Origin of the sequence: Phaeobacter sp. CAU 1743 (genome assembly GCF_039839315.1) — a bacterium.
Taxonomy (GTDB): Bacteria; Pseudomonadota; Alphaproteobacteria; order Rhodobacterales; family Rhodobacteraceae; genus Phycobacter; species Phycobacter gallaeciensis_A.
Genome location: NZ_JBDOQR010000008.1, coordinates 1 through 25,086 on the forward strand (window position 1 = coordinate 1; position 25,086 = coordinate 25,086).

25 protein-coding genes and 1 pseudogene are annotated in these 25,086 nt (G+C 62.9%); 14 read left to right on the forward strand and 12 right to left on the reverse strand.

The genetic code is table 11. The features are described from left to right. Positions 1 to 124: 124 nt before the first annotated feature. Positions 125 to 586: pseudogene (locus AAFO90_RS04860) on the forward strand (ACP S-malonyltransferase); the annotation flags it as partial. A gap of 3 nt (positions 587 to 589) precedes the next feature. Here AAFO90_RS04860 and AAFO90_RS04865 read toward each other — a convergent pair. After that, positions 590 to 1,024 carry a helix-turn-helix domain-containing protein gene (locus tag AAFO90_RS04865; RefSeq protein ID WP_347508763.1) on the reverse strand — a complete coding sequence of 145 codons (435 nt, stop codon included), beginning with the start codon at positions 1,022 to 1,024 and terminating at the stop codon, positions 590 to 592. Between the two features lie 73 nt (positions 1,025 to 1,097). On the opposite strand from AAFO90_RS04865, the gene AAFO90_RS04870 reads away from it, so the two are divergent. Then, a complete protein-coding gene (locus AAFO90_RS04870; RefSeq protein ID WP_347508698.1) occupies positions 1,098 to 1,724 on the forward strand; it encodes a cation transporter in 627 nt (208 codons plus the stop codon). Positions 1,725 to 1,811: 87 nt separating this feature from the next. Here AAFO90_RS04870 and AAFO90_RS04875 read toward each other — a convergent pair whose 3' ends face one another. After that, the gene (locus tag AAFO90_RS04875) at positions 1,812 to 3,314 is read right to left on the reverse strand and encodes a malonyl-CoA synthase (RefSeq protein WP_347508699.1); all 1,503 of its coding nucleotides are present in this window, start codon (positions 3,312 to 3,314) and stop codon (positions 1,812 to 1,814) included. A 95-nt stretch (positions 3,315 to 3,409) separates the two neighbouring features. On the opposite strand from AAFO90_RS04875, the gene AAFO90_RS04880 reads away from it, so the two are divergent. Continuing rightward, the gene (locus AAFO90_RS04880) at positions 3,410 to 4,351 is read left to right on the forward strand and encodes a DMT family transporter (protein ID WP_347508700.1); all 942 of its coding nucleotides are present in this window, start codon (positions 3,410 to 3,412) and stop codon (positions 4,349 to 4,351) included. 178 nt (positions 4,352 to 4,529) lie between these two features. Then, positions 4,530 to 4,946, forward strand: a complete 417-nt coding sequence (locus AAFO90_RS04885; protein WP_347508764.1) for a hypothetical protein — start codon at positions 4,530 to 4,532, stop codon at positions 4,944 to 4,946. A 106-nt stretch (positions 4,947 to 5,052) separates the two neighbouring features. Here the strand turns inward: AAFO90_RS04885 and AAFO90_RS04890 are convergent, their stop codons facing one another. Then, a complete protein-coding gene (locus AAFO90_RS04890) occupies positions 5,053 to 6,618 on the reverse strand; it encodes an alkaline phosphatase D family protein (protein ID WP_274829962.1) in 1,566 nt (521 codons plus the stop codon). Positions 6,619 to 6,757: 139 nt separating this feature from the next. After that, positions 6,758 to 7,189: a MarR family transcriptional regulator gene (locus AAFO90_RS04895; protein WP_347508701.1), complete on the reverse strand. Its 432-nt coding sequence runs from the start codon at positions 7,187 to 7,189 to the stop codon at positions 6,758 to 6,760. 112 nt (positions 7,190 to 7,301) lie between these two features. Between AAFO90_RS04895 and AAFO90_RS04900 the strand changes: the two genes are divergently transcribed. Continuing rightward, the gene (locus tag AAFO90_RS04900) at positions 7,302 to 7,730 is read left to right on the forward strand and encodes an organic hydroperoxide resistance protein (protein ID WP_274833161.1); all 429 of its coding nucleotides are present in this window, start codon (positions 7,302 to 7,304) and stop codon (positions 7,728 to 7,730) included. A 101-nt stretch (positions 7,731 to 7,831) separates the two neighbouring features. Here the strand turns inward: AAFO90_RS04900 and AAFO90_RS04905 are convergent, their stop codons facing one another. After that, on the reverse strand, positions 7,832 to 8,698 hold the full coding sequence (locus tag AAFO90_RS04905; protein WP_065271964.1) for a branched-chain amino acid aminotransferase: 867 nt from the start codon (positions 8,696 to 8,698) through the stop codon (positions 7,832 to 7,834). Between the two features lie 161 nt (positions 8,699 to 8,859). Here AAFO90_RS04905 and AAFO90_RS04910 point away from each other — a divergent pair, with 161 nt between their 5' ends. From AAFO90_RS04910 to dxs, 5 genes are all read left to right on the forward strand, one after another. After that, a complete protein-coding gene (locus AAFO90_RS04910) occupies positions 8,860 to 9,372 on the forward strand; it encodes a MarR family transcriptional regulator (protein WP_065271965.1) in 513 nt (170 codons plus the stop codon). After that, complete coding sequence (locus tag AAFO90_RS04915; RefSeq protein ID WP_347508702.1) at positions 9,369 to 10,070, forward strand: response regulator; 702 nt, start codon at positions 9,369 to 9,371, stop codon at positions 10,068 to 10,070. The genes AAFO90_RS04910 and AAFO90_RS04915 overlap by 4 nt, the downstream gene beginning before the upstream one ends. 153 nt (positions 10,071 to 10,223) lie before the next feature. Further along, entirely contained in the window at positions 10,224 to 10,472 is a 249-nt protein-coding gene (locus AAFO90_RS04920; RefSeq protein ID WP_065271967.1) for an exodeoxyribonuclease VII small subunit, read from the forward strand. An 82-nt stretch (positions 10,473 to 10,554) separates the two neighbouring features. Further along, the gene (locus AAFO90_RS04925; RefSeq protein ID WP_347508766.1) at positions 10,555 to 11,361 is read left to right on the forward strand and encodes a polyprenyl synthetase family protein; all 807 of its coding nucleotides are present in this window, start codon (positions 10,555 to 10,557) and stop codon (positions 11,359 to 11,361) included. A 39-nt stretch (positions 11,362 to 11,400) separates the two neighbouring features. Then, the gene (dxs, locus tag AAFO90_RS04930; RefSeq protein ID WP_347508704.1) at positions 11,401 to 13,329 is read left to right on the forward strand and encodes a 1-deoxy-D-xylulose-5-phosphate synthase; all 1,929 of its coding nucleotides are present in this window, start codon (positions 11,401 to 11,403) and stop codon (positions 13,327 to 13,329) included. 40 nt (positions 13,330 to 13,369) lie between these two features. Here the strand turns inward: dxs and AAFO90_RS04935 are convergent, their stop codons facing one another. Beyond that, positions 13,370 to 14,257 carry an SDR family oxidoreductase gene (locus AAFO90_RS04935; RefSeq protein WP_347508705.1) on the reverse strand — a complete coding sequence of 296 codons (888 nt, stop codon included), beginning with the start codon at positions 14,255 to 14,257 and terminating at the stop codon, positions 13,370 to 13,372. A 125-nt stretch (positions 14,258 to 14,382) separates the two neighbouring features. On the opposite strand from AAFO90_RS04935, the gene AAFO90_RS04940 reads away from it, so the two are divergent. Next, positions 14,383 to 16,389 (forward strand): hydantoinase/oxoprolinase family protein, encoded by a 2,007-nt coding sequence (locus tag AAFO90_RS04940; RefSeq protein ID WP_347508706.1) that lies wholly within the window; start codon positions 14,383 to 14,385, stop codon positions 16,387 to 16,389. A gap of 75 nt (positions 16,390 to 16,464) precedes the next feature. Here AAFO90_RS04940 and msrA read toward each other — a convergent pair whose 3' ends face one another. Further along, positions 16,465 to 16,980 carry a peptide-methionine (S)-S-oxide reductase MsrA gene (gene msrA, locus AAFO90_RS04945; protein WP_274835181.1) on the reverse strand — a complete coding sequence of 172 codons (516 nt, stop codon included), beginning with the start codon at positions 16,978 to 16,980 and terminating at the stop codon, positions 16,465 to 16,467. After that, positions 16,977 to 17,426: a peptide-methionine (R)-S-oxide reductase MsrB gene (msrB, locus tag AAFO90_RS04950; RefSeq protein ID WP_347508707.1), complete on the reverse strand. Its 450-nt coding sequence runs from the start codon at positions 17,424 to 17,426 to the stop codon at positions 16,977 to 16,979. The genes msrA and msrB overlap by 4 nt, the downstream gene beginning before the upstream one ends. Before the next feature lie 195 nt (positions 17,427 to 17,621). Here msrB and AAFO90_RS04955 point away from each other — a divergent pair, with 195 nt between their 5' ends. Next, positions 17,622 to 18,113 carry a glutathione peroxidase gene (locus AAFO90_RS04955; protein ID WP_274830026.1) on the forward strand — a complete coding sequence of 164 codons (492 nt, stop codon included), beginning with the start codon at positions 17,622 to 17,624 and terminating at the stop codon, positions 18,111 to 18,113. 7 nt (positions 18,114 to 18,120) lie between these two features. Here AAFO90_RS04955 and AAFO90_RS04960 read toward each other — a convergent pair whose 3' ends face one another. From AAFO90_RS04960 to ade, 4 genes are all read right to left on the reverse strand, one after another. After that, positions 18,121 to 19,020, reverse strand: a complete 900-nt coding sequence (locus AAFO90_RS04960; RefSeq protein WP_274835180.1) for a DMT family transporter — start codon at positions 19,018 to 19,020, stop codon at positions 18,121 to 18,123. A gap of 165 nt (positions 19,021 to 19,185) precedes the next feature. After that, positions 19,186 to 19,479 (reverse strand): HU family DNA-binding protein, encoded by a 294-nt coding sequence (locus AAFO90_RS04965; RefSeq protein WP_065271973.1) that lies wholly within the window; start codon positions 19,477 to 19,479, stop codon positions 19,186 to 19,188. A 142-nt stretch (positions 19,480 to 19,621) separates the two neighbouring features. After that, on the reverse strand, positions 19,622 to 21,088 hold the full coding sequence (locus AAFO90_RS04970; protein WP_347508709.1) for an AMP nucleosidase: 1,467 nt from the start codon (positions 21,086 to 21,088) through the stop codon (positions 19,622 to 19,624). Next, on the reverse strand, positions 21,085 to 22,887 hold the full coding sequence (gene ade, locus AAFO90_RS04975) for an adenine deaminase (protein WP_347508710.1): 1,803 nt from the start codon (positions 22,885 to 22,887) through the stop codon (positions 21,085 to 21,087). The genes AAFO90_RS04970 and ade overlap by 4 nt, the downstream gene beginning before the upstream one ends. A gap of 182 nt (positions 22,888 to 23,069) precedes the next feature. Between ade and AAFO90_RS04980 the strand changes: the two genes are divergently transcribed. Beyond that, positions 23,070 to 23,840 (forward strand): class II aldolase and adducin N-terminal domain-containing protein, encoded by a 771-nt coding sequence (locus tag AAFO90_RS04980; RefSeq protein WP_065271976.1) that lies wholly within the window; start codon positions 23,070 to 23,072, stop codon positions 23,838 to 23,840. A 43-nt stretch (positions 23,841 to 23,883) separates the two neighbouring features. Next, a complete protein-coding gene (locus AAFO90_RS04985) occupies positions 23,884 to 25,083 on the forward strand; it encodes a hypothetical protein (protein ID WP_347508711.1) in 1,200 nt (399 codons plus the stop codon). Positions 25,084 to 25,086 lie beyond the last annotated feature (3 nt).

A 25,086-nucleotide genomic window follows, 5' to 3' on the forward strand; every position in this document is an offset into this window, starting at 1 on the left:
CCCTCACGGGCATGCTGGCTGCGGGTGAGTTCGGTCCAGGCCATCGTGGTCTCCGTTCAGTGTCGTACCCGAACAGAAACACAACCTCCTGAACTCACTCAATTAGTTTCAAATCGGGCTCTTAGAGGCTGCCGTGCCGGTGGTTGAGGAGCGGTTCCCCATGCGCCTGGCCAATCACGCGGCCTTCCATACCTCCCTTCAAGCCCCCGTCGCTGCCGAGGGGCGCAAACGTCTGGCCGCAGGCATGTTCAGCCAGCCCAAGGTGCCGCTCATTGACGGGCGCGGTCATGTCTGGTGGCCCGGCGCCACCGATACGCAGGCGCTGTGGGATTACACGCTCGGCCATCAGGTGGTGGAGCCTTATGATTTCACCCGCGCGGTGCAGAACGCAGCGCTAGAGTTTGCGCCGGATCTCTTCATCGTCACCGGCCCCGGCACCACGCTGGGCGGCGCGGTGGCGCAATCGCTGGTGCACGCGGGCTGGCAGGGTATGAGTGGCAAGGCTGATTTCAAGGCACAGCAGGCCAAGGCGCCCTCCCTGATCTCCATGGGCGATGATGCGCAGCGCGCGATTGTCACGGGTTAGGGTCTAATCAGCCCCGCGAACAGGCCCGTGATCGGCGGCGCATTGGCTGTGATCGCCAAGCGCCGTCAGCACCTTGCACTGCCCGCCATTGCCCCCGTCACACAGATGGGAAATGCGCTCCAGCTCTGTCGCCAGTTGCTGTAGCCGGGCAATGCGCGCGCGCACCTGATCAAGCTGCGCGCGGGCGATGCGGTTGGCCTCGGCGCAATCCTCGCCCAGCTCCCCGTCCAGCGCCATCAGCACCTTGATATCCTCTAGCGCAAAGCCAAGGTCGCGGGCGTGTTTGATAAAGCCCAGCGCCTCCAGCCCCTCCTGACCATAGCGGCGCTGATTGCCCGCATTGCGCCCGGCGGGTGGCAGCAGGCCAATTTCCTCGTAGTAGCGGATGGTGGGCACCTTGACCCCGGTGGCCTTGGACAGCGCGCCGATGGAAAACATCACGGACCCCTCTTGAACCTCTAGTGACTAGAGCCATTAGGTTGACCTCGAATCGAAGAAAAGGACAAGGGCAATGGCTGGATGTTGCGGGCATGAGGCGCGGTTTGACGGGGTTTCGGCCGCCTATAAACGGCGCCTCTGGGTCGTGATCGCGATCAACGCGGGCATGTTTGCGGTCGAGATGGGCGCAGGCCAGATGGCAGGCAGTCAGGCGCTGAAGGCGGACGCGCTGGATTTCCTCGGCGATGCACTGACCTACGGGATCTCACTCGCCGTGATCGGCGCCAGCTTGCGCACCCGCGCGCTGGCGGCGCTGGCCAAGGGGATCAGCCTTTTGATGATGGGTATGTGGGTGTTTGGGTCGACCGTCTACCATGTCTTTGTGCTGGGCGTGCCACAGGCTGAGGTGATGGGCGTCATCGGGTTCATGGCCTTGGCGGCCAATGTGACCTCGGTCCTCCTGCTGGCGGCCTATAAGGACGGGGATGCCAATGTGCGCTCGGTCTGGCTGTGCTCGCGCAACGACGCCGTCGGCAATGTGGCGGTGATGATCGCGGCGCTGGGGGTCTGGGGGACAGCCACCGGCTGGCCGGACCTGATCGTGGCCGGGATCATGGCAGGGCTGTTCCTGAATTCCGCCTGGCAGATCCTTGTGCAGGCCATTCAGGAACGCCGAGAAGATCTGGCGCATCAGCACTAAGGACTAGGGCGGTGCCTGCCTGGGGAGGCGCATATGCGCCTGCCGGGGGGCAGGCAGGCGCAGCCCGACCTATCGGCCGGGCGAAACTCAGGCAAACAGCCCAGCATAGTCTTCGCGCAGGGCCTTTTTCTGCACCTTACCCATTGTGTTGCGTGGCAGGGCGTCGAGCAGGATCACCTCTTTGGGCTGCTTGAACTTCGCCAATTGCCCCGACAGCGCGGCCTTCACCGCCTCCGCACTGGTGCCTTCGCCGGTGGGGACAACCACGGCCACCACCGCCTCACCAAAGTCGGGATGCGGCACGCCGATCACCGCGCTTTCCAAGACGCCCGGCAGATCATCGATCAGGCTTTCCACCTCTTTGGGGTAGACGTTGAAGCCGCCGGTGATCACCAGATCCTTTTCCCGGCCGACGATGGTGACATAGCCGTCTTCGTCCATGCGGGCCATGTCGCCGGTGATGAACCAGCCATCGGGCAGCAGTTCCTCGGCGGTTTTCTCCGGCATCTGCCAATAGCCCTGGAACACGTTGGCCCCGCGCACATGAAGGACGCCGGTCTCGCCCGTCGGGACTTCCTTGTCCCCCGCCATGATCCGCGCCTCAACCCCCGGCAGGGGAAAGCCCACGGTGCCTGCACGACGTTCGCCGTCATAGGGGTTCGAGGTGCTCATATTGGTTTCGGTCATGCCATAGCGTTCCAGGATGCGGTGGCCGGTCCGGGCCTCCCATTCCTCATGCGTGTCCACCAACAAAGGCGCCGAGCCGGAGATGAACAGGCGCATGTTCTCGGCGCGTTCGCGCGTCAGGCGCGGATCCGCCAAGAGGCGCGTGTAGAAGGTCGGGACCCCCATCAGCGCCGTGGCGCGCGGCATGGCGTCGAGGATCTCATCGGCGTTGAAGCCCTTCAGGAACACCAGCCGCGCCCCGGCCAGCAGCGCCACATTGGTGGCCACGAACAGCCCGTGGGTGTGAAAGATCGGCAGCGCGTGGATCAATACGTCCTGATCGGTGAACTGCCAGTAATCGCGCAGCATCAGCGAGTTCGAGGCGAGGTTCTCATGGCTCAGCATCGCCCCCTTGGAGCGCCCGGTGGTGCCCGATGTATAAAGGATCGCCGCCAGATCATCGGGTCCGCGCGGCACCGGATCAAAGCCGCCACGCCCCACCACGGCATCGGTAAGGCTGCCCAGCCCCTTGCCATCCAGCGTCACCACGCGGGCGTCACCTGCGATTTCGGCAATGTCATCTTCGCGAGCGGGATCGCAGACCATCACGCGGGGGCTGGCATCGCCCAGAAAATAAGCCACCTCGGGCGTGGTATAAGCGGTGTTGAGCGGCAGGAAGACGCCCCCGGCCATCACGGTACCAAGGTAAAGCTGGATCGCCTCGATGGTCTTTTCCACCTGCACCGCAACCCGGTCACCGGGCTGAACCCCCATCGCCACCAGCGCCGCCGCGTTGCGCTCCGCGCCCGCGAACAACTCGCCGAATGTCATGCTGGCCCGTGCCGGGAAAGTGGCGAAATTGCGCGTCTCGTGGCCAATTGAGGCGGCCCGCAGCCGGGAAATCAGGTGGTTGGCATCATACATCGGCTGGCTCCTTCATCAACGCAGGTATCTGCGCCAGAGCGGGGCGGAAAATCAAGCCATTGATCTTTGCCGCGCAGGGGCGCAGGTTCCCCGCCATGACAAAACCCTTAACATCGCATCGACCGATTCTGGCAATCCTGCTGAAAGTCGCCGCCATCGGTCTGTTCACCATGCTGTCGGCCTTGATCAAGGCGGTATCAGAAGAGGTTCCGACAGGTGAGGCGGTGTTCTTCCGTTCCTTCTTTGCCATCCCGGTGATCGTGGTCTGGCTTGCCCTGCGCGGCGATCTGCGTGATGGGCTGAAGACGAAAAACCCGATGGTACACGTCTGGCGCGGGTTGGTGGGAACCTCTGCGATGGGTATGACGTTCCTGGGTCTCGGCCTATTGCCGCTGCCCGAGGTGACGGCAATAGGCTATGCGACACCGATCTTCACGCTGATCCTGGCGGCCGTGTTTCTGGGCGAGACCATTCGCATGGTGCGGATCTCGGCCGTTGCCATCGGCCTTGTCGGTGTGATGATCATGATTTGGCCGCGGCTTGGTTCTGGCGCGGATCTGTCGGACGGGGCGACGCTGGGCGCGCTTCTGGTGCTGGGCGCAACCATCGCGCGGGGGTTCGTGCAGATCCACGTGCGCCGCATGGTGATGACCGAGCCGACCGCCGCCATCGTGTTCTATTTCTCGCTGACCGCATCCGCGCTGTCGCTGCTGACGCTGCCCTTTGGCTGGGTCATGCCCAGCGGCGAGGTTCTGGCGATGCTGATCGGGGCGGGGCTTGTGGGCGGCATCGCGCAGATCCTCGTGACTTCTTCCTACCGGTTTGCGCCTGCCTCGATGCTGGCGCCCTATGATTATGTCTCGATGATCTTTGCGATCCTGCTTGGCTATTTCTGGTTCGAAGAGCTACCGACCTTTGTCATGCTGGCCGGTGCGACGCTGGTAATCGCGGGCAATGGGCTGGTGATCTGGCGCGAAAGCCGCTTGGGACTGGAACGCGGCAAGGCGCGCGCGGTCACCGATCCCAAGGGGGGATAAGGGCAAGGCAGCCACGGCAATGTGATTGGCCCGGACGCCCTGCATGGCGCCACTATGCCGGGATTGACGATACCCTCTACGGACCGCCGCCTTGACCGAGACTTCCCCCAGTTTCCCCCCGCCCGCAATCAAGCTGGCGCGTCTGACCGACGTACCGCCCGAGCAGATCCTGGCGCATATGTCCGATCCCCGCGTGGCGACGCATCTGCCCTTGATGACCGAAGGCTGGGATGCCGCGATGGTGCGCCAATTCGTTGAGATGAAAGAGGCGCGCTGGCAGCAAGACGGGTTGGGCCATTGGGCGTTTCTGGCCGATGGCGCCTATGTCGGATGGGGCGGATTTGAAAAGGAAGGAACCGAATGGGATCTTGGGCTGGTTCTGCGGCCGGATAACTTTGGCCTTGGGCCGCGCATATCGCGGCAATTGCTGGAGTTTGCGCGGCATGATGCGCGCATTCCCTATGTCACCTTCCTGTTGCCACCCTCGCGCAAATCGCTTGGTGCCCTGTCCCGGATGGGCGCACGGTTCCTGGAAGAGATCGACTACGATGGCACCCGCTTCCTGAAATTCCGCCTGGACACGCCGCAGAGCTGAAACGCGCTACAGTCCCGTGCCAGGCGGCATAACAACGACGTTGGCCCGGGACAATGCCCCGGGCCATTGGCTCTGTGACTGCGTTCAGTGCTGACAGGCAGTCAGATCAGATGCTGGCGCCCTTGGGATCCAGGGTGATCTTCCACAACTCCTGATCGGCGCGGTCCATCAGGCGCACGGTCATCTGCTGGGTGGCGCCGTCGATGTCCACCAGACCGAAGAACTGCAGACCCATCGAGGGCGGCAGGTTGGCGCCCTGCTCCTCGGTTGGGGCCTTCACGAACTTCACTTCGGGGCCAAAGGTGCCGTCCAGCGCGTTCGGACCAAAGGTGCCGGCGTGCAGCGGGCCTGAGACGAACTCCCAGAATGGTTCGAAATCCTGGAAGGCCGCCTTGTCCGGGTTGTAGTAATGCGCCGCAGTGTAGTGCACATCGGCAGTGAACCAGACGGTGTTGTCGATCTTGGCGGTCTTGATGAAGCGCAGTAGGTCGGCGATTTCGAATTCGCGGCCCTTGGCGCTGCCATCGTCACCGTTCGAGATCGCCTCGACCCGCTCCCCGTCGCGCACGACCAGACCGATGGGCATATCGCAGGCGATGACCTTCCAGGTCGCGGAGGAGTTCACCAACTCACGCTTGAGCCATGCGATCTGCTCGGCGCCCAGAAGCGTGGTTGCCTCATCCGCAGGGTTTTCCTGCAGACCCAGGCTGTTGCCCGCGCGATAGCTGCGCAGATCGAGGAAGAAGACGTCCAGCATCGGGCCGTAACCGATCTTGCGGTAGACCCGGCCCGGCTCGGCGGGCGTGTAGCTGATCGGGGTCATCTCGTGGAAGGCCTTGGCCGAGCGGGCCGCCAGCACATGCACGTTCTTCTCGGTGTAACGGTCGTCGCCGCTCAGATCCTTGGCGTCTGACCAGTTGTTGACAACTTCGTGGTCGTCCCACTGGAAGAAGGTCGGGCACAGGGCGTTCATTTCGCGCACGTGCTCGTCCATCATGTTGTATTTCCACTGGCCGCGGAATTCGTCGAGGGTCTCGGCCACTTTGCGCTTTTCGTCGATCAGGGTGGCGTTCTTCCAGATCAGCTGACCGTCCTTTTCGACCTCATCCTGCATCGGGCCATCGGCATAGATGGTGTCGCCCGAATGGATGAAGAAATCGGGGCGGTGCTGGGCCATGGTGGCATAGGTGCGCATGCCTTCGTCATCGATGCCCCAGCCCTGACCGGCGGTGTCGCCCGACCAGGCAAAACGCACGTCGCGGCGCGCGGTCGGCGCGGTGCGGAACTGACCGACGATGGGGTCAGATGTCGCCTGCAGATCGTTCAGATCCGCAGCCACAAAACGGTAGAAGATATCCTGATCCGACGGCAGGCCATCGACCATGCGCTTGACGGCGAAATCGTTGCTGGGGCCTGCGGTCAGCGGCGCCAGCTGGCGCGCATTGGCAAAGCTTTCGGTGGTGGAGACTTCCATCATCACCCGCGCGGGGCGGTCGGTGCGGGTCCAGATCATGCCGGACATGGTGTCCACGTCGCCGGACTGCACGCCATGGGTAAAGACGGGACGCGCCGAAGCACGCGAAATCGAGGGCGCCGCCAGCGAGGCAGCAAAAGCGGTACCGCCCGCCAGGAAAGCCCGGCGGCTGGGGCGCATAAAGCGATGAGAAGACATGAGATTCCCCTGTCTGTTGAATTGGATAGGTGGCGCCAGACAGACCGCGCCAATGTAAAATCCTTCCGTGCTCAAAATGAAACTTTGACGAACGTTTTGTGACCCCCTGCCCGCGCGGTGAAAGGACGGGCTGGCCAGGTCAGGCGGAGTCCAGCCGCGCACGCAGGGCGTTTACCCGGTCGCGCAGCTCGATCAGCTCGTTCAGATCGCCGCCCATCGCCTCGATCACGCAGGTGGAAATTTCCTGCGCTTCGGCCTGCAGCCCCTGCCCCTTGTCGGTCAGGGACACGATCAGGCTGCGCTCATCCTCGGGATTGCGGCGACGGGTCAGGTAGCCTGCGCTTTCCATCCGCTTCAGCAGCGGCGTCAGCGTATTGGTCTCCAGATCCAGCCGCTTGCCCAGATCGCTGACCTTCTGGTCGTCCTGCTCCCACAGGGCCACCAGCACCAGATACTGCGGATAGGTCAGGCCCAAGGGCGCCAGCAGGGGACGGTACAGCCGCGTCAGCGCATGGTTCGCCGAATAGAGCGAAAAGCACAGAAGATCGTCAATTTTCAGGGTCCTGTCCATGTCTTCAGATTTATGTCGCGCACGCTTTAATCGCAAGCGGTTGATTTTCAGCCCGTGCCCTCTATTTGTATCGCACACGATATAATCGTACACGATTCGAAAAGGAGGCAACATGTCCATCACCCCGATCTACACCGCAGGCGCCACTGCAACCGGCGGCCGCGACGGCAAGGCCAGCATCCACGGTAGCGAGGTTCATTTCGATCTGGATCCGCCCCGCGAAATGGGCGGCGGCGGCAAAGGCAGCAACCCGGAACAGCTTTTCGCCGCCGGATATGCGGCCTGCTATATCGGTGCGATGAAATTCGCCACGACCCAGGACACATCCCTGGCCAAGGTACCCGACGATGTCTCGGTCGATGCTGCAGTTGGCATCGGTCCGCGCGCCGAAGGCGGCTTTGGCCTGTCGGTGACCCTCAAGGTCTCCATGCCCGGTGTGGACAAAGCCGAGGCTCAGCGCATCGCTGATGCGGGCCACGCCATCTGCCCCTATTCCAACGCCACCCGCGGCAATATCGAAGTCACCACCGAGGTGGTTTGACCCGCCCGCCACCGGGCGCCCACCGCACCGCAGGTGCTGAAACAGAAAAAGCGCGGGCCAATCGGTCCGCGCTTTTGCATCTTACCAACAGATCTGACGGATCAGCTGCGCACCAGCGCCTCATAGGCCTCGGCGATCTCGCGGGTCAGCGCGCCCACTTCGAATTTATAGGGTCCGATCTCGCCCACCGGGGTGACCTCGGCAGCGGTGCCGGTCAGCCAACACTGTTCAAAGCCTTCCATTTCCTCGGGCATGATGTGGCGCTCGTGCACAGTGATGCCACGGTCCTTCAGCATGCCGATCACGGTCTGACGGGTGAGACCGTTGAGGAAGCAATCGGGCAGCGGCGTATGCACTTCGCCATCCTTCACGAAGAAGATATTGGCGCCAGTCGCCTCGGCCACGTAACCGCGGTAATCCATGAACAGCGCATCCGAGCAACCCTTGGCCTCGGCCTTGTGCTTGGAGATGGTGCAGATCATGTAAAGGCCGGCCGCCTTGGCGTGTACCGGGATGGTTTCCGGGCTCGGGCGTTTCCATTCCGCGATGTCCAGCTTGGCGCCCTGCATCTTGGCGTCGCCGTAGTAGGCGCCCCAGCCCCAGACAGCGACCGCCATCCGCACCGGGTTCTTGGCCGAAGCCACGCCCATGTCTTCGCCCGCGCCGCGCCAGACCAGCGCCCGCACATAGGCGTCGGTCAGGCCCGAGGCCTTCAGCGTCTCTTCCTTGGCCGCCTCGATCTGATCCACGGTATAGGGCATCGGCATGTCCAGCGCCTCGGCAGAGGCGATCAGACGCTCGGAATGTTCGCGGCTCTTGAAGATCTTGCCGTTATAGGCGCGCTCGCCCTCGAAAACGGAAGAGGCATAATGCATCGCATGGGTCAGGATATGCACCTTGGCATCCCGCCATTCGACCATTTCCCCGTCCATCCAGATCAATCCGTCACGGTCATCATATCCGGCCATGCGGCACCTCCACTAAATCCATCGATGTTTTCATAAGTTGCGCTCGAAATGACCGGACCGGACATATTGTTGCGCCAAAGCTGCGATTCGATACATCTTCACTCTTGGAATGTCAATAACGCTGACTTAAACTGCCTGTGAGAGCAGTGGAGGGGACAGGCATGCCGGAAGGGCGTTCAGGACAGGGTTTTGGCGGCGAAAGCCTGTTGTTTCTGACGGACGAACAGCTCCGCCAGGGGATCGAGGCGGTTTTCTTCGCCTACCGGGGCTTCACCGCGGATCCCGACCGGATCCTCGCTGAAATGGCTTATGGCCGGGCGCATCACCGGGCGATCCACTTTATCAACCGGGCGCCGGGCACCACGGTCAACAATCTGCTGACCATTCTCGGCGTCACCAAGCAATCGCTGAACCGGGTGCTGCGCACCCTGATCGAGGACGGGCTGGTCGAAAGCCGGGTCGGCACCGCAGACAAACGGGAACGGCACCTTTACCTCACCGAAAAAGGCGTGGCACTGGAAACGGCACTGTCCGATGCCCAGCGCGCCCGCATGCGCAGCGCCTATAAAGAAGCCGGCCCCGAGGCGGTACAGGGTTTCAAGAAGGTGCTGGAGGCGATGATGGATGCGGATATGCGCCGGGTCTATGCCAAGCTGCGGGAAACCGGATCATGAGCACCAATGACGCACATCTGATGATCGTCGACGACGATGAGCGCATCCGCAGCCTGTTGAAGAAATTCCTGATGCGGGCCGGGTTCCTTGTGACCGCCGCGCGCGACGGCGCCCATGCCCGGCGTCTGCTGACCGGGCTGGATTTCGATCTGATCATCATGGACGTGATGATGCCGGGCGAGGATGGTGTCAGCCTGACCCGCGCCTTGCGCGAAACCATGACCACGCCGATCCTGCTGCTGACCGCCAAGGGCGAGACCGATGACCGTATCGCCGGGCTTGAGGCCGGGGCCGACGATTACCTCTCCAAACCGTTTGAGCCCAAGGAGCTGCTGCTGCGCGTCAATGCCATCCTGCGACGGATGCCCGATACCGTGGCCGAGGACAGCATTCCCAAAGTCCTGCACCTTGGCGCCATCCGCTATGACATCGAACGGGGTGAGATGTGGCAGGGGGACGATCTGATCCGCCTCACCGGCACCGAAAGCCAGCTGATGAAGATCTTTTCCGCCCAGCCCGGAGAGCCGATCAGCCGTGCCAAACTGGTCGAGGATCTGGGCCGCGACCGGGGCCAGGCGCAAGAACGCGCCGTGGACGTGCAGATCACCCGCCTGCGCCGCAAAATCGAACCCAACCCGAAACAACCGCAATACCTGCAAACCGTGCGCGGTGCGGGCTATATGCTGGCACCGGACTGAGCCCCCCGGCCCCGCCCCAGACCGGTATCGCTGCCGCCTTTCCACGGCGCGTTTATGCCGCTCTCACACCTCGACTTTGACGTGCAGATATGATCTGAACGCCCTGCCCGTCTCCGCCCGGGCGCATGTGGAAGAACTGACAGAGGCAGCCAGATGACCGAGACCCAGACCCCCGTCGAAGAGATGAGCTTTGAACAGGCCATGCACGAGCTGGAACGCGTGGTGGATCAGCTGGAACGCGGCGATGTGGCGCTGGATGCCTCGATCGCGCTGTACGAACGCGGCGCGGCGCTGAAGAAACGCTGCGAGGACGAGCTGAAGCGCGCCGAGGAAAAGGTCGCCGCCATCACCCTGGATGCAAATGGCACCCCGACCGGCACCCAGCCGCTGGATGCGGGCTGAGGGCATGACCACGGAGATGCAGGCGGACACGCGCGCCTTTCAGGCGGCGCTGCTGGATGCCCAGACCCGGATCACCGCCCATATGGACATGCGGCTAAGCGGCACCGACAGGCTGTACGACGCCATGCGCTATGCCATGGTCGGCGGCAAGATGCTGCGCGGGTTCCTGGTGCTCGAAAGCGCCCGCCTGCATGGTGTCGATGCCACCGTCGCGCTGGATGCGGCACTGGCCATCGAATGCGTGCACGCCTATTCGCTGGTGCATGACGATCTGCCCTGCATGGACGATGACGACCTGCGCCGGGGTCAGCCGACCCTGCACCGCAAATGGGACGAGGCCACGGCGACGCTCGCCGGGGATGCCTTGCAGACATTTGCCTTTGAACTGTTAGCTGCCGATCACATCGGCCCGCAGGCGCTGGTGCTGATCCGGGCGCTGGCGCAATCGGCAGGCAAGGATGGCATGGTTTCGGGGCAGATGATGGACATCGCCGCGGAAACCGCAGGCACGCCGCTGACACTTGACGAAATCACCCGGCTGCAAGCCCGCAAGACCGGTTGCCTGATCGAATGGTCCGCCACCGCCGGTGCGGTTCTGGCCGGCGCGGATACCGGGCCTTTGCAGGCCTACGCCTCGGCGCTAGGGCTTGCTTTTCAGATCGCTGACGACATCTTGGATGTTGAAGGCGATGCAAGCAAGGTCGGCAAGGCCCTGCGCAAGGACGAGACTGCTGGCAAGGCCACCTTTGTCTCCCTGCTGGGACTGGAACCGGCAAAAGCCCGCGCAGAAGAGCTGTGCGGCACCGCCTGTTCCGCGCTTTCTCCCTATGGGGAAGAGGCTGCAATCTTGAAGGACGCCGCCCGCTTCGTTATTGCGCGCGATAGCTAACCTGCGCACCATTTGCTGCGCCACTCCCGAGGAGGAGCCATGTCTGAGAGGCCCCATACCCCGCTACTGGATCAGATCGCCCGCCCGGCGGATCTGAAAGGCCTCAGCGACCGCCAGCTGACGCAGGTCGCGGACGAGCTGCGCCAGGAGACCGTTTCCGCCGTTTCTGAAACCGGCGGCCACCTGGGCGCAGGCCTTGGCGTGGTGGAACTGACAGTGGCGCTGCACGCGGTGTTCGACACGCCGCGCGACAAGGTGATCTGGGATGTCTCCCACCAGTGCTATCCGCACAAGATCCTGACCGGGCGCCGCGACCGCATCCGCACCCTGCGCAAGAAAGACGGGCTGTCCGGTTTCACCAAACGCGTCGAATCTCCCTACGACCCCTTTGGTGCCGCCCATAGCTCCACCTCGATCAGCGCGGCGCTGGGGTTCGCCGTCGCCCGCGATCTGGGGGGCAACGTGCCCGAAGGGCTGGGTGATGCCATCGCGGTGATCGGCGACGGCGCCATGTCCGCCGGCATGGCCTTCGAGGCGATGAACAACGCGGGCCATCTGGGCAAGCGGCTGATCGTGATCCTCAACGACAACGAAATGTCGATCGCGCCGCCAGTGGGCGCGCTGTCGTCCTACCTGTCGCGCCTTTACGCCGAAGAACCCTTTCAGGAGCTGAAGGCCGTGGCCAAGGGCGCTGCCTCCTTGCTGCCCGAACCCTTCCGCGAAGGTGCCAAACGCGCCAAGGACATGCTGAAGGGCATGGCCGTCGGCGGCACCCTGTTTGAATCCTTAGGCTTTTCCTACCTCGGACCCATCGATGGGCACGACATGGACCAGCTTTTGCCGGTGCTGCGCACGGTCAAGGCGCGCGCCTCGGGACCGATCCTGATCCATGTGCTGACGAAAAAGGGCAAGGGATACGCCCCCGCCGAGCGCGCCGATGACAAAGGCCACGCCACGGCGACCTTTGACGTGATCACCGGCAAGCAGAACAAGCCGCCGTCGAACGCGCCGTCCTATACCTCGGTCTTTGGCGACGAGTTGGTGAAACTGGCTGCGAAGGACGACAAGATCTGCGCCGTCACCGCTGCCATGCCCGATGGTACTGGTCTTGGCCTGATGGCCGAACGCTACCCCTCGCGCACCTTTGACGTCGGCATTGCCGAACAGCATGGCGTGACCTTTGCCGCCGCGCTGGCCGCCGGGGGCATGAAGCCCTTCTGCGCGATGTATTCCACCTTCCTGCAACGTGGCTATGATCAGGTGGTGCACGATGTGGCAATCCAGCGCTTGCCGGTGCGTTTCGCCATCGACCGCGCTGGTCTGGTGGGCGCAGATGGCGCCACCCACGCGGGCAGCTTCGACATCGCCTATATGGCCAACCTGCCCGGCATGGTGGTGATGGCCGCCGCCGACGAGGCCGAACTGAAACACATGGTCGCCACCGCCGCGGCCCACGATGACGGCCCCATCGCCTTCCGGTATCCGCGCGGAGAGGGTGAAGGCGTCGATATGCCCGAAGAGGCCGAAGTTCTGGAGATCGGTAAGGGCCGGATGATCCAGACCGGCGCCCGCGTTGCGATCCTGTCTTTCGGCACCCGGTTGGGTGAGGTGAAAAAGGCCGCCGAGTCCCTGTCTGCCAAGGGGATCACGCCCACTATCGCGGATGCGCGGTTCGCCAAACCCTTGGACCGCGAGATGATCCTGCAGCTGGCCGAAGGTCACGAGGCGCTGATCACCATCGAGGAAGGCGCAGTGGGCGGTTTCGGCAGCCACGTTGCGCAGCTCCTCGCCGAGGAAGGCGTTTTCGATACCGGCCTGAAGTTCCGCTCGATGGTGTTGCCCGATACTTTCATAGATCAGGCCAGCCCCGCAGATATGTATAATACCGCCGCCATGAACGCCCCGCAGATAGAAGCCAAGGTGCTGGAGGTTCTGGGTATCGCGACGATTGGGGAAAAGCGGGCCTGATAGCAGGCCGGGCCGCAAGCGCCCAGGCCGATTGGTCGTACTACAAGGCTGGCGGATCCGCCGGGGGCGTGTAACTTTCCAGATCCTCAGCCATTTTCACCGCGCGTAGACCCACGCGGTAATCGGGATAGGCCAGCCTCACGCCCAGCTCTTCCTTGATCCGGATATTCCGCACGCGCTTGTTCTCTCCGTAGAAACTGCGCGCCATCGGGGTCATTCCGGCCTCGTCAAAGGGCACCTCGACAGGCACCGGCAGGCCCAGCAGCTCGGCGCCGTAGCCCAGCACATCCTGCGGCGGGGCGGGTTCATCATCGCAGACATTGTAGATCGCACCCGGATTGGGTCGGTCGATCGAGGCCTCCAGTATCGTAGCGATATCCTCCACATGGATGCGGGAAAACACCTGTCCAGGCTTCACGATGCGCCGCGCCTTGCCCGCCATCAGCTTGGCAAAGGGACCGCGGCCGGGACCGTAGATGCCCGCGAGACGAAAGATGTGCAGCGGTAGATCCGGGATCGCCTGCCATGCCGCCTCGGCCTGCGCGCGCCAGTTGCCGCGGCGGCTGGAAGGGGCAACGGGCGTGTCCTCATCCACCCAGGCGCCGCCCTGATCGCCATAGACGGCGGTGGTGGAGAGATAACCGACCCAGTCGAACTGTCCGGACGCCGCGCGTGCCGCCAGTTCCTCCCGCAGCGCCTCCATCACCGGATCGCCACCCGCATTCGGACCAACCGAGGAGAGCACATGGGTGACGCCCTCCAGCGGGACGTTCGCGCCGGGCCATTGCAGCAGCTCTACGTCCTCATCCGGCTGGGCCTCACCCAGATCCCGCGTGGTGCCAATCACCCGCCAGCCCCGCGCCAGCATCCGCCGCGCCAGTGCCCGGGCCGAGTAGCCATATCCGATACAGAGAAGTGTTTTTGTCATGCCCCAATAGATGCGTCGCAGAGAGCCGCCCGGCAAGGGCGGAAATATCCGCCATGACGCAAACGGGATGGACCGGGGCGAAAACGGCGCTAAACCGGAGGCAGCGAACGGAAAAGGATCAGGCGATGGCGCTGCTACTCGGTGTGGATACGGGCGGGACCTATACGGATGCGGTGCTGATCCGCGACGAGGAAGAGGTGATCGCATCGGCCAAATCTCTGACCACCCGCCACGATCTAGCCATTGGCGTCGGTGGTGCGGTACGGGCGGTGCTGGCGCAATCCGGCGTTGCGGCGCAGGATGTCTCGATGGCAGCACTGTCGACGACGCTCGCCACCAATGCGCTGGTCGAAGAGCAAGGTGGGCGGGTGGCGCTGGTCTATATCGGCTTTGCCCCCGAAGATCTTGAACGTCACGGGTTGCGCGATGCGCTGAAAGGCGATCCGGCGCTGGTGCTGGCGGGCGGTCATACTCATGCGGGCAGCGAGGCTGCGCCGTTTGATAAAGACGCGTTAATGGCCTTTTTAGAGACTGAATCGGCGGGGGTGAGCGGCTATGCCGTTGCTGGTGTCTTTGCCACCCGCAACCCCGCGCATGAGCTGGAGGCTGCTCGGATCATCACCGAGTTGACCGGAGCGCCAGTCACCTGTTCGCACCAGCTGTCGGCGAAACTCAACGGGCCGAAACGGGCGCTGACGGCGGTGCTGAACGCGCGGCTGATCGGGATGATCGACCGGCTGATCGGGCGGGCGCAACACACATTGGCGGACCTCGGGATCACGGCGCCGATGATGGTCGTGCGCGGCGATGGCGCCCTGATGTCGGCAGAACAGGCGCGGGAACGCCCCATCGAGACGATCCTCAGCGGCCCGGCAGCCTCGATCGTTGGCGCCCGCTGGATGACCGGGGCCGATACAGCGCTGGTCAGCGATATCGGCGGCACCACCACCGATGTGGCGTTGATCCGGGACGGAAAACCAGCCATCGACCCTGCCGGGGCGCGGGTCGGAGATTACCGAACCATGGTAGAGGCCGTCGCCATGCGCACCACCGGTCTGGGCGGCGACAGCCAGGTCCATATCCAAAGCGAAGGGTTGAACGGCGGGGTGACCCTGGGTCCGCGCCGGGTGGTCCCAGTCTCTCTGATCGCCCATCAGGCGCCGGAGGTGGTGCATGCGGCGCTGGACCGGCAGGTCAACGCAACGGTTGTCGGGGAACACGACGGCAGATTTGTCCGGGCGATCCCGGGTCAGCCGACCAGCGGCCTTGGCGAGCGGGAGGCGGCCCTGCTGAACAAGATTGGCACCGACGTGCATCCCCTTGGCGCCGTGCTGCGCACCCGGATGGAGCAAGGCGCCCTGAACCGGTTGGTGGATCGCGGGTTGGTGCAGTTGGCCGGCGCCACCCCGTCGGATGCCTCCCATGTGCTGGGCCGTCTGAACGATTGGGACAGCGCGGCCGCCGAAAAGGCGCTGTCCATCTTTGCCCGCCGCCGCATCGGCAGCGGCGATCCGCTGGCCCCGGATGCCGAAACCCTGGCCCGAATGATCATCGACCAGCTGACAGAACAGACATCATTGGCCCTGTTAGAGACTGCTTTTGCCGAAGAAGGCGACACATTCGGACTGCCAGCGGATCAGCTGGCCCGCCATGTCCTGCTGCGCAGGGGGCTGGAAAATCACCGGGGCATGCTGTCGCTCAGCGCGGCGCTGAACGTGGATGTGGTGGGGCTTGGGGCCTCGGCCCCCAGTTACTACCCGGCGGTGGGGGAGCGCCTGCATTGCAGGATGATCCTGCCCGAACATGCGGGGGTCGCCAATGCCATCGGCGCCGTCGTCGGCCGCGTCACCCTGCGTCGCAGCGGCACCGTGACCTCCCCTGCCGAGGGGAAATTCCGGGTACATCTGGAGGATGGGCCGCAGGATTTTAGCGCATCGGAGGACGCCTTGGCCTTGCTTGAAACCCATCTGAGCCAAGAGGCAGAGAAAGAGGCCCGCGCCGCAGGGGCCGAGGATATCCATGTGCATGTGGAGCGGGATATCCGCACCGCCCAGGTCGAGGCGCGCGAGGTCTTCGTCGAAGCCTTCATCACCGCCGAGGCCAGCGGCCGCCCGCGCGTGGCATTGGGCTGATACCCAGAAATAAAGAACCCGCCCCTGCGGCAGCAAAGACGGGTTCAAAGACTGTTATTCAGGCTGTATCAGGCTCTATTCCGCGGCATCGGCCCGTTTCGGCAGCACCCAGTCGGGGCGCGGGAAATGGCAGGTATAGCCATTCGGCAGACGCTCCAGATAGTCCTGATGCTCGGGTTCTGCCTCCCAGAAATCACCGACGGGCTCCAGTTCGGTCACCACCTTGCCGGGCCAGATGCCCGAGGCATTCACATCGGCAATGGTATCTTCGGCCACGGCCTTTTGCGCCTCGTCCACATAGTAGATGGCTGAGCGGTAGCTCATCCCGATGTCATTGCCTTGCCGGTTGACCGTGGTCGGGTCGTGGATCTGAAAGAAGAATTCCAGCAGCTCCCGGTAAGAGGTCTTTTCCGGATCAAACAAGATCTCGATCCCTTCGGCGTGGGTTCCGTGATCGCGGTAGGTGGCGTTGGGGACATCGCCGCCGGTATAGCCGACGCGGGTCTTGATCACCCCGGGGCGTTTGCGGATCAGGTCCTGCATGCCCCAGAAACAACCGCCGGCCAGGACGGCACGTTCAGGATTGCTCATCTGTTATCCTCCACTTGGTCGATATAGTCGCCAAAGCCTTCGGCCTCCATCTCGTCGAGAGGAACGAAGCGCAGTGACGCCGAGTTGATACAATAGCGCAGGCCACCCCGGTCCAGCGGGCCATCCGGGAACACGTGGCCCAGATGGCTGTCGCCATGTGCCGAGCGGACCTCGGTGCGGATCATGCCCAGCGAGCGGTCTTCCAGTTCGGCCACATGCGCCGGTTCGATGGGCTTGGTGAAACTGGGCCAGCCGCAGCCGGATTCATATTTGTCGGACGATGCGAACAGCGGCTCCCCCGAGACGATATCCACATAGATACCGGGCGCCTTGTTATGCAGCAGCTTGCCCGTGCCGGGGCGCTCGGTGCCGGATTTCTGCGTGACGTAGTATTCTTCGTCTGACAGGGCGGCAATGGCATCTGGATCTTTGGTGTATCGCGTCATGTCGGGTCTCCGGCAAATCGTGGTGAGTCAGTACATGGGCTGATGCAGCGGAAATGCAAAGCGATTATTGCCCATCTCGCGCTCTTGTGCGGCAGTTACGTCTCCGGAATGATCCAAACCGGCGACCAATCCGTAGCCCTGATAACAACGGTGGAGAGTAAAATGGTTCGAATGTGGGTATTGGCGGCGCTGTTAATGGTGGGACAAATGGTGCAGGCGGCACCTGTCGGGGGCGTCTTTGCCTCCATCGATGGCGGTAAAATCGACATATCATCCTTCCGGGGGCAGCCGGTTCTGGTGGTGAACACCGCCTCGCGCTGCGGCTTCACCAAGCAATACGACGGGCTGCAAACGCTCTATGACCGATACAAGGACCGCGGCCTTGTGGTGCTGGCCGTGCCTTCGAATGATTTCAAACAGGAATTGTCCAGCGCCGAAGAGGTCAAGGAATTCTGCGCCCTGAACTATGATCTGACCCTGCCGATGACCGATATCACCCCGGTGCGGGGCGATGGGGCGCATCCGTTCTTCCGGGCGGTGCGGGCGGAAACCGGATTTGAGCCGGGCTGGAACTTCAACAAGATCCTGATCGCCGCCGATGGCACGGTTGCGGGCACCTGGGGTTCCATCACGCGGCCTCTGTCGGGGCAGATCACCGGCGCCGTCGAAGCCAACCTGCCGCGATAACAGAAATCTATTCCGCGGGTTTCGCTGCGACTTTGGCCGCTCTGCCCGGCTGACGGGACAATTGCACCGCCAGAATACCGCCGGTGACAATCAGCACCCCGACAATATCCAGCGGCCCCAGTTTTTCACCCAAAAGAAGGCTGGCGATCGCCACCCCGAAGACCGGGTTCAGAAAGTGGAAGGTGGCCGCCCGCACCGCGCCAATGCGGTTCAGCAGCAGCACCCAGATAAAGGTCGCGGCAAGCCCCGGCACCAGCGTGGTATAGGCAAAGGCCAGTGCCAGCGGCAGGGTCGGATTGACAAAGATATCCTCGAACAGCGGCGCCGCGATAAACAGGCAGGCCGATCCGATCAGCATCTGCAACCCGACCACCATCATGAAATTGCCGCCCGATGTGGCCCCGCGCAGGGCCAGAGTTGCCAGGGTCAGGGCCAGAACGCCGACACCGCAAAGCGCCATGCCGAACAGATCGACCCCGGCGCTAATACGGGTGCCCATGATCAGGGCAACGCCGACAACACCGGCCAGAAGGCCGACAATGCCCAGGGGTTTCAGACGTTCCCGGAACACCAACCAGGAGGCCAGTGCTACCAGCAGCGGCATGGTCGAGGCGATGATCGCCGCCAGCGACGCTTCGATCGTCTGCATGGCGACAAAGTTCAGCCCCAGATACAGCGCATTCTGACAAATCCCGAAAATGATGGTCGCGCGCCACTGTCCGCGTGTCAGCCGCCAGGTCTGTCCCATTGCCAGCGCAATGGAAATTCCGATCAGGCCCGAGATCAGGAACCGCACCGCCAGGGAAAACAGGGGCGAAGCATCCACGACGATGATCCGCGCAGAGGTGAAAGCCGAGGACCACATCAGGGCAAAGGTCAGCCCCATGGCGATTGCACGAATGTCCAAAGCTGATCCTCCCCTGAATTGCCCGGACAGTCCCGCAAATGGCGCCGGGGCGCAAGGCCCGCTCACATCACAGTGAGACATCCCGGCTGGTCTTGGGCCCAAAAAGAAAGGGCCGCCCGAGGGCGACCCAAATTCCTGTCAGATCCAAAGGATCCGGTCCGAGACTTATGCGTCTTCGTTGACGCTGTCTTTCAGAGCCTTGGCGATGGTCATTTTGACAACCTTGTCGGCTTCTTTCATGAACTTTTCGCCAGTGGCAGGGTTGCGCACTTCGCGCTCGGGGCGCTCGCGGCAATAGATCTTTCCGACACCGGGCAGGGTCACGGCGCCGCCGTTGGAAACTTCACGCGTGATCAGCGCGCAGACGGCGTCCAGAGCGGCACCAGCTGCTTTCTTATCGCTGCCCATTTCCTCAGCCAGCGCTGCGACAAGCTGGGTTTTGGTCATCGGTTTGGACATTCTTAGCTCTCCTTAAAACTGCCCGAACTGTGGGGCCTCATTGCGTGACATTATCGTTATGTTGTGCGGTAACACAACGCGTAGCGATAGCAAAGATCGTGAAAACAAGCGAATTTCCGCAGAAATTTGGGGAAAACTAGCCTCAGAGGAAGGCCGTTTCATCAAAAGAGCGCAGTTTTCGGCTGTGAAGCCGCTCCAATGGCATGCCGCGCAGCTGCTCCATTGCCCGAATTCCGATCTGCAAATGGCGCGCAACCTGGGTCTGATAGAAGTCCGACGCCATGCCGGGCAGCTTCAGCTCGCCATGCAGCGGCTTATCCGAGACACAGAGCAATGTGCCATAGGGAACCCGGAAGCGATAGCCATTTGCGGCGATCGTCGCGCTTTCCATATCCAGCGCGATGGCGCGCGACTGGCTGAGCCGCTGCACCGGGCCGGACTGGTCGCGCAGTTCCCAGTTGCGATTGTCGATGGTGGCGACGGTGCCGGTGCGCATGATCCGCTTCAGATCGTAGCCTTCGAACTCGGTCACCTCGGCCACGGCCTGTTCCAGTGCGATCTGGATTTCCGCCAGCGCCGGGATCGGGGTCCAGACAGGCAGGTCATCATCCAGCACGTGATCCTCACGCAGGTACGCATGGGCCAGAACGAAATCGCCCAGCGCCTGCGTGTTCCTGAGCCCCGCACAATGGCCCACCATCAGCCAGGCATGCGGCCGCAGCACCGCGATATGATCGGTGGCGGTTTTGGCATTGGACGGGCCAACGCCGATATTGACCAGCGTGATGCCGCTGCCATCCGCCCGTTTCAGATGGTAGGTCGGCATCTGCGGCAGTTTGGCGATGGCTGGAATGTCGGCATCTGCATCGGTGATCTCATGATCGCCGGTGCTGACAAAACTGCTGTAGCCCGAGGCCGGATCGGCCAGCTGCGCGCGCGCGTAGGCTTCGAACTCGGCCACGTAGAACTGGTAGTTGGTGAACAACACGTGGTTCTGGAAATGGGACGGATCAGTTGCCGTGTAGTGGGCCAGCCGCGCCAGCGAATAATCGACACGCTGCGCAGTGAACAGCGACAGGGGGCCGCTGCCATTGGCGGGCTGATGAGTGCCGTTGACGATGTCATCATTCGTCGTGGACAGATCCGGCACGTCAAACACATCGCGCAGGGTAAACCCGGCGGCGCCGTCCTGTGGCACCGTCAGATCCTGCCGCGAGGCCACGGCGAAATGCACCGGGATCGGCGTTTCCGAAGCACCGATAACCACCGGCTGTCCGTGGTTCTTGATCAACAGGCCGATCTGCTGGATCAGGTAGTTGCGGAACAGGTCCGGGCGCGTCACCGTGGTGGCATAGGTTCCCGGCATCGACACATGGCCAAAGCTGAGCCGCGAATCCACCTGCGCAAACGAAGAGGTGGTAAAGCGGATTTCAGGATAGAAGGCGCGGATACGCTGATCCTGCGGCGCATTTCCAGACATCACCGCCATGAAAGCGTTGCAGAGAAACTCCGTGGACTGCCGGTAAAGCAGCTCCAGCCGCTCCACAGCCTCGGCGGCGTCGGTGAATGTCTCGGGGGCTGGGTGTTCAGGCAAGCGGATGGTGGTCATGAAATCGGCTCTAACACGGGGATTTTCTTGAATGTGCGCACATCCACCAGCCCCAGATCTGAAATCCGCAGCTCTGGAATTACCACCAGCGCCAATAGCGAATGCTGCATGTAGGCGTTGTTCAGTTTGCAGCCACAGGCCTCCATCGCCTCGACCATCTTCTGCGCCTTGTCGGCAACCTCGGTCGCGGGGCTGCTGGACATCAGGCCAGCGATGGGCAATTCGACCAGCGCCAGCTCCTCTCCGTCGCGGAACAGGGTGATACCGCCGCCAACCTCGGCCAGGCGATTGGCGGCCAGCGCCATCTGCTCCCGGTCGGTGCCAACCACTATCATGTGGTGGCTGTCATGCGCCACGGTCGAAGCCATCGCCATGGACCCCTGATAGCCAAAGCCCGAGACGAAGGCATTGGTGACGCCGCCCGTGGCCTGATGGCGTTCGACCAAAGCGATCTGGCAAACCTCGCCGCTGCCTTCGACCAATCCATCGACCACCGGCAGTTCGGCCTTCAGCGCCTTGGTCGGGGCCTGGTTTTCCACCACGCCGATCACATTGGCGGTGACCGAATTTGCGCCCTCCGGTGCCTTCAGTTCAAAATCACCCGCCGTCAGCGCGTGGCCCAGATGCACCGTGCCGGTGGCGCTGTCCGGCCAGTCATAATGCGGGCATTCTACCGTAATAGAGCCGTTTTCGGCCACGATCTGCCCGCGCGCGATCACCAGTTCGATGGGCAATTCGCGCAAGTCCGAGGTCAGGATCACATCGGCGCGCCGCCCAGGGGTAATCGAGCCAAGCTCGCGCTCCAGCCCAAAGTGCGTCGCCGTGTTGATGGTGGCCATCTGCAGCGCGATTACCGGATCGCAGCCGCAGGCGATGGCGTGGCGCACCACCCGGTTCATATGGCCATCGTGCACCAGCGTGCCGGAATGGCAGTCATCGGTGCAGAGAATGAAGTTGCGCGGATCCAGACCCTTCTCTGTCACAGCGGTGATCTGGCTTTCGACGTCATACCAGGCAGACCCCAGCCGCATCATTGACCGCATACCCTGACGGACCCGGGCGATAGCGTCCGCTTCGCAGGTGCCTTCATGATCGTCTGCAGGGCCACCTGCCACATAGGCCGCGAAATCCGGTCCCAGATCGGGAGAGGCATAATGCCCGCCTACTGTTTTACCTGCCCGCTGGGTGGCGGCGATCTCGGCCAGCATCTTGGGGTCGGCATTGGCAACGCCGGGGAAATTCATCATCTCGCCCAAACCGATGATACCCGGCCATGTCATCGCCTCGGCCACGTCCTCGGGGGAGATTTCATAGCCCGTCGTCTCAAGCCCCGGCGCCGAGGGGGCGCAGCTGGGCATCTGGGTGAAGATATTGACCGGCTGCATCAGCGCCTCGTCATGCATCATACGCACGCCATCAAGGCCCAGAACATTGGCGATCTCATGCGGGTCGGTGAACATCGAGGTGGTGCCATGCGGGATCACCGCGCGGGCAAATTCCGCCGGAGTCAGCATGCCGGATTCGATATGCATATGGGCATCGCACAGGCCGGGAACCACAAAGCGACCGTTGGCCTCGATCACCTCTGTCTCCGGTCCGGTGCAATAAGAGGCGTCCGGCCCGACATAGGCAATGCGCCCCGCGACGATGGCGATGTCGTGCCCGTCCAGCACTTCACGTGTGTGGACATTCACCCATCTGCCCTGACGGATCACCGTATCTGCGGGCGCGCGGCCTGCGGCGACTTCGATCAGTTTCGGGGCGGAATCGGGCCAGCTGGGAAATGCGGTCTGTGTCATGCGCCAATTGTTCTGATTGCGCTCACAAGTGCAAGGGCCGAAGGCATCCTGTCATCAAAGGATCACCTTCTGCACAAAGCGAAAAATCCCCCTTGCCACTTCCCTGTCGGCGGAGGAGGCTGGGGCAGGATGATCAATGAGCCCTGAAACAGGCTCTAATTTGGATATATGAAGAGGTTCCCATGACCGTCACGGATCTGCGCCCCGATGTCGACCGGCAGAATATAGAACACTGGCAGGAGCGGGTGGACCTTGCAGCGACCTTCCGCTGGACCGAGCGGCTCAATATGCACGAAGGGGTGGCGAACCATTTCAGCCTCGCGGTGAACCCCGAAGGCACGCGGTTCCTGATGAACGCCAACCAGATGCATTTCACCCGCATCACCGCCTCGAACCTGTTGCTGCTGGATGCGGATGATCCGGCCACGATGAACCGGCCCGATGCACCCGATCCCACCGCCTGGGGGCTGCATGGCTCGATCCACCGCCTGTGCCCGCACGCGCGCTGCGTGATGCATGTGCATTCGATCTTTGCCACGGTTCTGGCCTCTCTCGCCGACAGCAACCTGCCCGCGATCGACCAGAACACCGCGACCTTCTACGACCGTTACGTGATCGACGATGGCTATGGCGGTCTTGCCTTCGAGGATGAAGGCGCCCGCTGCGCCGCCATGCTCACCGATCCCAAGAAGAAGGTGATGATCATGGGCAACCATGGGGTTCTGGTGATCGGCGACACGCCCGGCGATACCTTCAACCGGCTCTACTATTTCGAACGCGCGGCCGAGACCTATATCCGCGCCCTGCAGACCGGCCAGCCGCTGCGCTATCTGTCGGACGAAGTCGCCGAAAAGACCGCCGCCGAGCTGGACGCCTATCCCGGGCAGGCCGAAGCACACCTGCGCGAGATCAAGGCAGTACTGGACAGCGAGGGGTCAACTTACGCAAGCTGAGGCGGGGCCTGTCCCCGCATGAGTTGTTGATGAGGGCTGCCCGATGCATGCGATTGCCGATACCACCCGTCTGACGGCAGAAGGCGTGATCACCGCCGATCAGGCCCGCATCATCGAATCCCGCGCCCGCGAAGCGATGATAACCCTCGGGGTCAACGTGATCCTGTGCCTCGGGATCCTCGCGGCGACGGGCGGCTTCATCTTCTGGCTGGCCGATCCGCTGCCCGTGGCGATTGCGGGTCTGCTGATGACCCTCACCGGGCTGGCGATCCTGGCCCGGGGGGGCGAGATGTTCCACATGTTCGGCAATGCTGCCACGCTGATCGGCGCAGGCATGCTGATCGGTGGCGCCACGCTGGAACTGATGGACAATTACGAAGAGATCGCGGGCTGGGTCCTGTGGCCGGTGGGTGGTTTGCTGCTGGCAGCTCTTTCCCTGCGGTACTGGCGCGGCGGGCTGTCGTCGCATTTCGTACTGGGGGCGCTGATCCTGATGGCGCTGGCCGTCCATATCATCGGGATCGAAGCGCTGAGCAGACAACACGATATCGGTTCTCCGCTGCGCAACTTTGAAATGCTGTATTATGCGGCGCTGCTGGCGGGGATCGGCGCGCTGATCGACGTGCGGCTGGTCACCGCTTTTGCGCTGGCGCCTTTTGCCCAGGCACTGGAAACGGGCAGCGCCTATTTCCACGCCGCCTACGTGTTCTATTCCCCGGAACCCACCCTATCGATTCTGCAGATGTCTGCGCTGATCGCCCTGTGCCTGTGGCTCGCCCGCAGCCAGCCGGAACGCATTGCGCGGCATCTGCGCATTCTTGTCATGCTGGCCTTTGTGGTGGCCAACCTCTGTGCGCTGGTCGGTTCGCTCTGGGGGGATTTCGTGGGCGAAACCATCTGGGGGCCGGGACGCTATTACGGCAGCGTCCATCAGGACTGGGACAGCTTCAATGCCGCGCGCACAGCGTTCCGGGACACCGCGCTGGAGCTGTCGGCCAATCTCTATTCCATCCTCTGGGCACTGGCGCTGGCAGGCATGGTGGTCTGGGCGGCGATGCGCAATGAACGCGGTCTGTTCAATGCGTCGCTGACCTTTGGCGGTATCCACGCCTATACCCAACTGTTCGAGAGCTTTGCCGATGAACCACTGGCCTATGTGATCGGCGGGCTGGCAGCGGTTCCGCTGGCCTGGGGGATCTGGCGGCTGAACCTGTGGATCACTGCCCGGCAGGCTGCCCCCTAACCC